The sequence below is a fragment of the Archangium sp. genome, assembly GCF_057119385.1.
Window position 1 is genome coordinate 171,241 of sequence record NZ_DBNGVP010000017.1, and the last position, 7,368, is coordinate 178,608.

At 68.4% G+C, this 7,368-nt stretch carries 7 protein-coding genes; 2 read left to right on the forward strand and 5 right to left on the reverse strand.

Annotated elements, in window-relative coordinates:
- Window positions 1-101: 101 nt before the first annotated feature.
- Window positions 102-1,610 (reverse strand): RCC1 domain-containing protein, encoded by a 1,509-nt coding sequence (locus tag AC16DP_RS04575; protein ID WP_329730240.1) that lies wholly within the window; start codon window positions 1,608-1,610, stop codon window positions 102-104.
- Window positions 1,611-2,053: 443 nt separating this feature from the next.
- Between AC16DP_RS04575 and AC16DP_RS04580 the strand changes: the two genes are divergently transcribed.
- Entirely contained in the window at window positions 2,054-2,788 is a 735-nt protein-coding gene (locus tag AC16DP_RS04580; protein WP_329730239.1) for a hypothetical protein, read from the forward strand.
- 1 nt (window position 2,789) lies between these two features.
- Here AC16DP_RS04580 and AC16DP_RS04585 read toward each other — a convergent pair whose 3' ends face one another.
- The 4 genes from AC16DP_RS04585 to AC16DP_RS04600 form a co-directional block, all read right to left on the reverse strand.
- Window positions 2,790-4,016 (reverse strand): cytochrome P450, encoded by a 1,227-nt coding sequence (locus tag AC16DP_RS04585; protein ID WP_329730238.1) that lies wholly within the window; start codon window positions 4,014-4,016, stop codon window positions 2,790-2,792.
- Window positions 4,017-4,032: 16 nt separating this feature from the next.
- Window positions 4,033-5,562, reverse strand: coding sequence for a transporter substrate-binding domain-containing protein (locus AC16DP_RS04590; RefSeq protein WP_329730237.1), 1,530 nt, complete (start codon window positions 5,560-5,562; stop codon window positions 4,033-4,035).
- Between the two features lie 253 nt (window positions 5,563-5,815).
- On the reverse strand, window positions 5,816-6,253 hold the full coding sequence (gene uraH / locus AC16DP_RS04595) for a hydroxyisourate hydrolase (RefSeq protein ID WP_329730236.1): 438 nt from the start codon (window positions 6,251-6,253) through the stop codon (window positions 5,816-5,818).
- 42 nt (window positions 6,254-6,295) lie between these two features.
- Entirely contained in the window at window positions 6,296-6,775 is a 480-nt protein-coding gene (locus tag AC16DP_RS04600; RefSeq protein WP_329730235.1) for a heme-binding protein, read from the reverse strand.
- A gap of 116 nt (window positions 6,776-6,891) precedes the next feature.
- On the opposite strand from AC16DP_RS04600, the gene AC16DP_RS04605 reads away from it, so the two are divergent.
- Window positions 6,892-7,368, forward strand: a 477-nt coding sequence (locus AC16DP_RS04605; protein WP_483956636.1) for a response regulator, incomplete at its 3' end; no start/stop codon positions are given.

Sequence of the window (7,368 nt, forward strand, 5' to 3'; positions counted from 1 at the left end):
CTCCTGGGACGGGGGGGCGCACCGGGGCGGATGCTACCGCGCCCGTCCTGTTGCGTCAGCGCCGACACACCGGGTCGTACCCGGCGTGAGGGGACTCGGCGTCACAACAGGGAAAGGCCCACCACCTGGACCGGCGTCAGGCGGTCGGTCTGCGTTCCATCCCCAAGCTGGGTATAGAAATTGGAACCCCAGGCCCGGGCTGTTCCATCCTGCTTCACCGCGAGCGTGTGCCAGGCCCCCGCGTCGATGGCGGTCACACCATTGAGCCCGGCCACCTGGACCGGCGACCAACGGTCGGTCTGCGTGCCGTCCCCGAGCTGGCCATAGGTGTTCTGGCCCCAGGTCCAGACGGTCCCATCCTGCTTCAGCGCCACCGTGTGAGGGCTGCCGGCGCTGACGGCGATGACATTGCTCAGGCCCACGGCCTGAACGGGCCTCAAGCGGGTACTGGTCGTTCCATCCCCGAGCTGACCCTGCCAGTTGCGGCCCCATGCCCAGACCGTACCGTCCTGCTTCAGCACCACCGTGAACCAGGCGCCGGCGGCCATGGAGACGACGTTGTTGATAGAGGCCGCCTGCACCGGCGTCGAGCGGTGGAGGGTCGTTCCATCCCCGAGCTGGCCGTCGCCGTTCTCGCCCCAGGCCCAGACGGTACCGTCCTGCCTCAGCGCCAGCGTGTGGGCGATCCGGACGTCGATGGCCCTGATGTTGCCAAGGCCTTCCGCCTGCACCGGCACCGAGCTGTGGCTGAGCGAGCCGTCTCCGAGCTGGCCACTCTCGTTGTAGCCCAGGGACCAGACGGTGCCGTCATGCTTCAGCGCCACGGTGTAACCGAAGCCAGCGGCCACGGCCTTCACGTTGCTGAGCCCCGCGACCTGCACCGGCGTCAGCCTGTTGGCCGTCGTGCCATCTCCGTGCTGACCGTAGGCATTCTCACCCCAGGACCAGACGGTGCCATCCCGTTTCACCGCCACCGTGTGATTGAAGCCAGCGGCAATGCCAACCACCTCGCCGATGCCGGTCACCTGCGCCGGCGTCAGGCGCTGGGTGGTCGTTCCATCCCCCAGCTGGCCGTGGATGTTCTCGCCCCAGGCCCAGACGGTGCCGTCCCGCTTCAGCGCCACCGTGTGTTTGTAGCCCGCCTCGGTGGTGGGGCAGGGCTCGATGACGGGCTGGGTGATTGATTGGGAGGGGTTGCTCCAGCACGTGGTGCGGTTGCCACCACTGTCGATGACCATGGGATAGGTCTTCACCTGGAAGGTGCGCCAACCGCAGGCAACGCCTCCCTTGCTGAAGTACCAGGTGCCGGTTGTTCCGGGGCGCTCCTCGGAAGACTGCAAGACCCCATCAATGTAGTACTCCAGCCGCACCGCGTTGGCGGGGTAGGTCACCTGCCAGCTTCCACTGCCCGCCGTATCGCCCTGGTACGTGCTGATGCCCGAAAGGGTCAGGTGGGTGACGCTCGAGTCATCGCAGAGCGCCGCCTGGACGGTGCCGAGCGTTTCCTCCTCCGCGCTCAATCCAATGCCGGAGTTGCCGCCACACGCCGCCATCAGCAACGGCCCGAGTACCCAGCCCAGGACCCGCATGCGAACCGAATCAAGCCTCATTGGAAATTCATCCTTTACCTTGAAAAGCCGAGTTGTCTCCAGAGCCTGCTGCCCCCGGGCACGTCGGGCGCACGAGGTGTCGCGTGCTCTATTTCATTTTCCTCGTTTTATGGCTATAACGCATTTTTACCGTTTTGCTGATTCTGACGTGGAGGAACACCGGTGCCCAGGGATTTGATGCACTCCCCTCTCCGCCTTCTGCTGTCCGGGCTGCTCCTGCCCGAGCTGTGCCCCAGGGATAGCTGTGAGGGGAAGTGCGGTGGTGCCGCCACCGGTGGCTGTATGTGCGCCTGGTGCGGGTGTCCCAATGGCACGTGCTCGGATGGCTCGTGCTGCGATCCCACCGGCGCCTGTCAGGACGGCGGCATGTGCTCTCCGTGAGTGCATCTCCCTCCTTTCCAATGCTGACGCTTCAACCCAACTCCTTTCATGGAAGGCTGATCATGTCCGAGACGCTTCGCCGAACTCTTTCCCTTGGTTGCTCTGGTTTGTGGCTGCTGGTGGGCTGTGGAGGTCCCCTGGAGGCCGGGCCGCCAGCGGACGCCGAGCACGTGGCGCGCATGGAGGGGGCGCTCTGTGCCGGGTTGAGCGTCACCTCGCTGAGCCTCCAGGGCGCGAGCACGTACGAGGGGGTGATGGCCGCGAGCGGAAATTGGACCGTGTCCTCTTCCGCCAACGCGGTGCGGATGGAGTACTACGTCGATGGGCGCCTGCGCAGCTATGAGACGCGTACCGGCACCTCCGGGACCTGGTACTTCAGCGCGGGGGACATCGCCTGTGGCACGCATCTCCTGGAAGTGCGTGCCTACGCGATGGTCATCGACAGCCAGAACAACAGCACCGTGTGCGCCGACGGCGCGAGGTCGTTCTCCTACTCCGTCAGCGAGGCCTGCGTCCCCATTGCGTCCGTCTCCTGCGGCACGCCCTCGCCGTTCACGCAGTGCGTTGGCAGTGCCAGCGGTGGAGACGGCACCCTGACTCCCTACTGGCAGCTGGAGACCGACGGAGTTCCCTCGGGCTGGCAACAGAGCAGCTTTTGGACGAGGAAGCTCATCTGCGAGGAGCCCGTGGCGGGGATGCCCACCAAGCAGGTCCGGCAGCAGTTCAAGGTGAGCGACAGCGCGGGAACCGAGTCGGCCGTCAGCTCCAGCGCCACCTATATCTGCCGGGCTGGGTGAGTCAGACGTCCCAGGCGATGGGCAGGTGCTCGAAGCCGCGCAGCATGAAGTAGGGCCGGAACACCGGGGCTTCGTCCGTCCGCAGCCGCAGGCCGTGCAGCCGCCGCAGCAACTGCTCGAAGGCGATCCGCCCTTCCAGCTTCGCCAGCGGGGCACCCACGCAGAAGTGGATGCCCTTGCCGAACGCCAGGTGCTTCCTCGCCTCGGTGCGGCGGATGTCGAAGCGGTCCGGCTCGGTGAACTGGGTCTCGTCGCGGTTGCCGGACGCGTACAGGATGAACGCCCGAGAGCCCTTCGGGAGGGTGACTCCACTCAGCTCGGTGTCGGCCATCACCGTCCGGAAGAAGCCGCGGATGGGGGACTCCATGCGCAGCACCTCCTCCAGGGCGTTGGGCAGGAGGCCGGGGTCCTCCCGCACGGCCTTCCATTGCTCCGGAGCATTGAGCAGCAGCCACAGGCCGTTGCCGATGAGTCCGGTCGTCGTCTCGTGGCCGGCGGCGAACAGGTCCATGGCGTTGCACACCGCCTCCTGCTCGCTCAGCGGCGCGGTGCCGCCCAACGACTGCGGCACGAGCAGCGTCAGCAGATCCTCGCGCGGCTGGCTCCGCCGCTCGTGGATCCGCTCCCGGAAGTAGCGCTCCATCGCGATGAAGCCGTGCGCGCTCTGGACCTGCTGCTCGAGGGGCGCGGTCGCCGACATCAGCAGCGTCTTGTCATCGGACCAGCGCTTGAGCTGCTCCATGTCGGAGCGCGGCACCCCGAGCAGGTCACAGATGATGAAGCCCGGCAGCGCGTAGGCGAACCGTTGGATGAGGTCCGTCTTGCCGTCGCGGATGAAGCCGTCGATGAGCGCGTCCGCCGTTGCTCGGATGGTGGGCTCCATCGCCGCGATGCGCTGGGCGCTCAAGGCCCTGCCGAACACGGCACGGACGCGGGCGTGGTCCGGGGGATCGCTCTGCACGAGGGAGAGGAACCGGGGATACGCCTGCGCGAGCACGGCGCGCACCTCGGGGTGCGGCTCGGCCCTGGCATCGAGCGCTCCCACCGAGGAGAAGCGCGCGGTGTCCCGCTCCACCTCGGCGATGTCCGCGTAACGGCTGACGACCCACAGGTCGAACATGGGACTGTGGAAGACGGGCCGCTCCCGCCGCATCCGCGCATAGAGCGGATACGGATCGCGGATCTGATCGGGAGCCATCGGGTTGAAGTGGGTGGAGATGTCATCCATGGCGGGGACCTCGTGTTCACTCGTCTCTGGAAATGGAAGTCAGGCTCACCTGGGGCGTGTTCTCGGCGAATTCCCCGGTGAGCGTCGCCCTGGCTCCACCCTCCTGGTAGCCGATGCCCACCTTCATGTGGATCTTGTAGCTGACCAACCCCATGGGACTGGAGGAGATGGACTTGGGACTGCTCGAGCCCCCCGCGGAGTTGAGCACCAGGTACATCCACCGGGCGGAATCGGGGAGGTGGGCCCACTGGGTGTCGTGGCGGGCGGGAAGGTGGAGCGGCGCGACGAACGGAGCGCCCTTCATGTAGAGGAAGGGCAGGGCGAGGTCCTCATCCATCTCGGGGCCATCGTCCTCGCTGCTCGGCGAGTACTGGTCGACCGCGAGCCCGAAGACATACCGGCCCGCCACCTTGCGGCCCATCAGCGCCCGGTCGATCTCCGTGGTCGTCGGGAAGTCCGCATCGTCCGCGCGGAGCCATTTGAAGAGATCGTGGCTGTAGGCCCACCCGCGCTTGCCATGGGCGGCGATTCGCACCTGGTACCACAGGCCGCCAAAGAGCTCGCCGTCGTCCTGTCGGGCCGGCGTGCGGCTCTCGCTCTCCCGCAGGACTTCCACCACCGTCCCGCAGGGCCAGGATTCGCGGACCGGCGCGGACCACTCGGGGGCCGCGCGCAGCTCCACCTCTTGAGCCTGGACGTTGCACAGCACGCCGAGATTCTCGGACTCCGCCAGTCCGGGGATGGGCGCCTTCATCTGGCCCGGCTGCCATTTGAACATCAGCTCGGCGAGCTGGGGCTGGAGGTCGCGCAACATCGCGTCGTAGGTGGCGGCCTGTCCCTTGGGGACGGCAATGGCCAGCGGGGATTGATCCACCTCGACCCCGACGATGCGCAGGGAGGTGCCCTGGAGGGCCTGCAGGAGGCCCACGTCCTCATCGAGGGCGCAGTCGGCCTCGTCCGCCTGGACCGCCGCCACCGCCAGCTTGGGCGAGGCCGTGGGAATGAGCGTCGCCTGGGGCAGGACGCGTTGCGCGGCCTCGAGCGCGGGGCCTTTGGGGACCGCCACCCGCCCCGTCATCCCGGCGAGCGCCGCGGCGTCATCCGGCACCAGCTCATCGCAGGACTCCGCCCCGGCGAAGCGGTAGGAGATCATCACGTAGGGTTGCGTGAAGTCGACCTGCTGCCGCCGGCTCTCGGTGGGAGAGATGGAGTTGAGCCCCAGGTCCACCTTGCCCTGGGCGAGGGCGCTCACGCTGTCCAGGGACATGGTGCGCGGGTTGACGAACTCCACCGGCCGCCCGAGCCGCTGGCCGATCAACTGTGCGAGGTCCGCCTCGAAGCCCTCCATCTGTCCCGCGCGCGGGAAGTGCAGCGGCACATAGGAACCGGTCAGCGCCACGCGCAGCGGTTTGGGTGGTGTGGGTGGTGCGACGGTGACGGGCTTCTCGGGTGCTGGCGCCGGTTCGCCGCGGCGGCAGCCCGCGCTCGTGGAGACACAGGCGGCCATCGCTCCCAGCGCGAGCCACCCGCGCAGATGATTCTTCATGGACTCCCCCCCTCTGGATGAGTGGGGGGAACGCTACCGCAATGGGCGCGGCTTCATGAAGCCCTTCCTCGCGTCGAGGGCCGCACAGTGGAGGCCGCTGAGACTCCGGGCCTTGGCGGAGCCTCTCCCCCTGTTTGGAAGGCCACCGCCCGCGCCAGTTGCGCCTCTCGGGCAAGGCCAGCGTGGCCTCGGCCTGCGTGGGCGGCGGCCAAGGCATCGCCCTGCTGGTGGAGAACCCGGCCGCCTGAAGGCCTCAGTTGCCGCGGTAGGTCGAGAAGCCGAAGGGGCTGAGCAGCAACGGCACGTGGTAGTGCTGGCGGGCGCTGTCCACCCGGAAGACCACCGGGATTTCGGGGAAGAAGGTGGTCTGGTTCTGGCGCGCATAGAACTCCCCGGTGCGGAAGATCACGCGGTATTCGCCGGCGCCCCAGCTGGCGAGCTTTGCATCGGGCACCAGGGCACGGATGCGCCCCTGCTCGTCGGTGACGGCGCTGCCCAGCGGCTGCCAGCCCGAGGGCAGGCGCTGCTCCAGTTCCACCCGTACGCCAGGACTGGGCTGGCCGGTCCGCAGATCGAGCACATGCACGCTCAGGGGATTGGTGGCCGGTGCGTTGCCAGCGGCGAGCACCGCCGGTGCGGTGGCCAGCAGAGAGGCAGACATCACAAGAGGGGCAGCAAGATGCAGACGCATGGTGTGACTCCAGGTTGAAGAAATGGCGAGCCGCGAAGAGGCTCAGGGTTGAAGGCTTCGCGCCGCGGCCAGGGCGCAGGCGTCGTCGTTTTCCGGACCGCCGCCGCCGGCCACGCCGATGGCGCCGATCACCCTGTCGTCCTGCCGCAGCGGCTGGCCGCCGCCGAGCAGCAGCAATTCGGGCAGGTACTGCAGGCCGGCGGTGTCTGGCTGGCTGCGGGCCTGGCGGCCCAGCTGCAGCGTGGGCTGGCGGGTGGACAGCGAGGTGAAGGCCTTGCGCCGGGCCGCTTCCAGGTTGTGCGGTCCCACGCTGGCGCCGCGGCTTTGCAGCAGGGCTTGCCCGCCGGCGTCCACCACCGCCACGGCAATGTCCTTGCCGAGGGCCGCGCAGCGGGCGCGGGCGGTGCTGGCCAGGCGTTCGGCCGTGGGCAGATCCAGGGCCGGACTCGCGCTGTGTGCGCTGCCGGCCAGCAGGGCCAGCAGTGCCGTCTGGCCCAGGAGGGAGAGGTGTCGTGTGTTCATGCGCTCACTGTAGAAAGCGGGCGCTGCCCGGACGCTGACCGGTCGATGACAGCTTTGTCATCCACCACCGGGCGCGTTTGCGGCATGTTGGGCGTCCTCGGAGCAAGGAGAAACCATTGCGCATCCTGGTGGTGGAAGACGAGCCCCGTGCGGGCGACTACCTCAAGCAGGGCCTGGGCGAGGCCGGCTTCGTGGTGGACGTGGCGCGCGATGGCCACACCGGTCTGCACCTGGCCACCGAGCAGGCCTACGCGCTGATCGTGCTCGACGTCATGCTGCCCGGCATGGACGGCTGGAACGTGCTGCGGCGCCTGCGCGAGACCGCCTCGGGCCGCCAGACGCCGGTGCTGTTTCTCAGCGCCCGCGACGCGCTGGCCGATCGGGTGCGCGGCCTGGAGCTCGGCGCCGACGACTACCTGGTCAAGCCCTTCGGCCTGCGCGAGCTGGTCGCCCGCATCCGCGCCGTCGCCCGTCGATCCGAGGGTCGCGCCACGGCCCCGGAGCAGCGCCGGGTCCGCGGCGTCGAGGTCGACGTGCGCACCCGTCGGGTCAGCGTGGACGGCGCGGAGGTCGAGCTGACCCGCAAGGAGTTC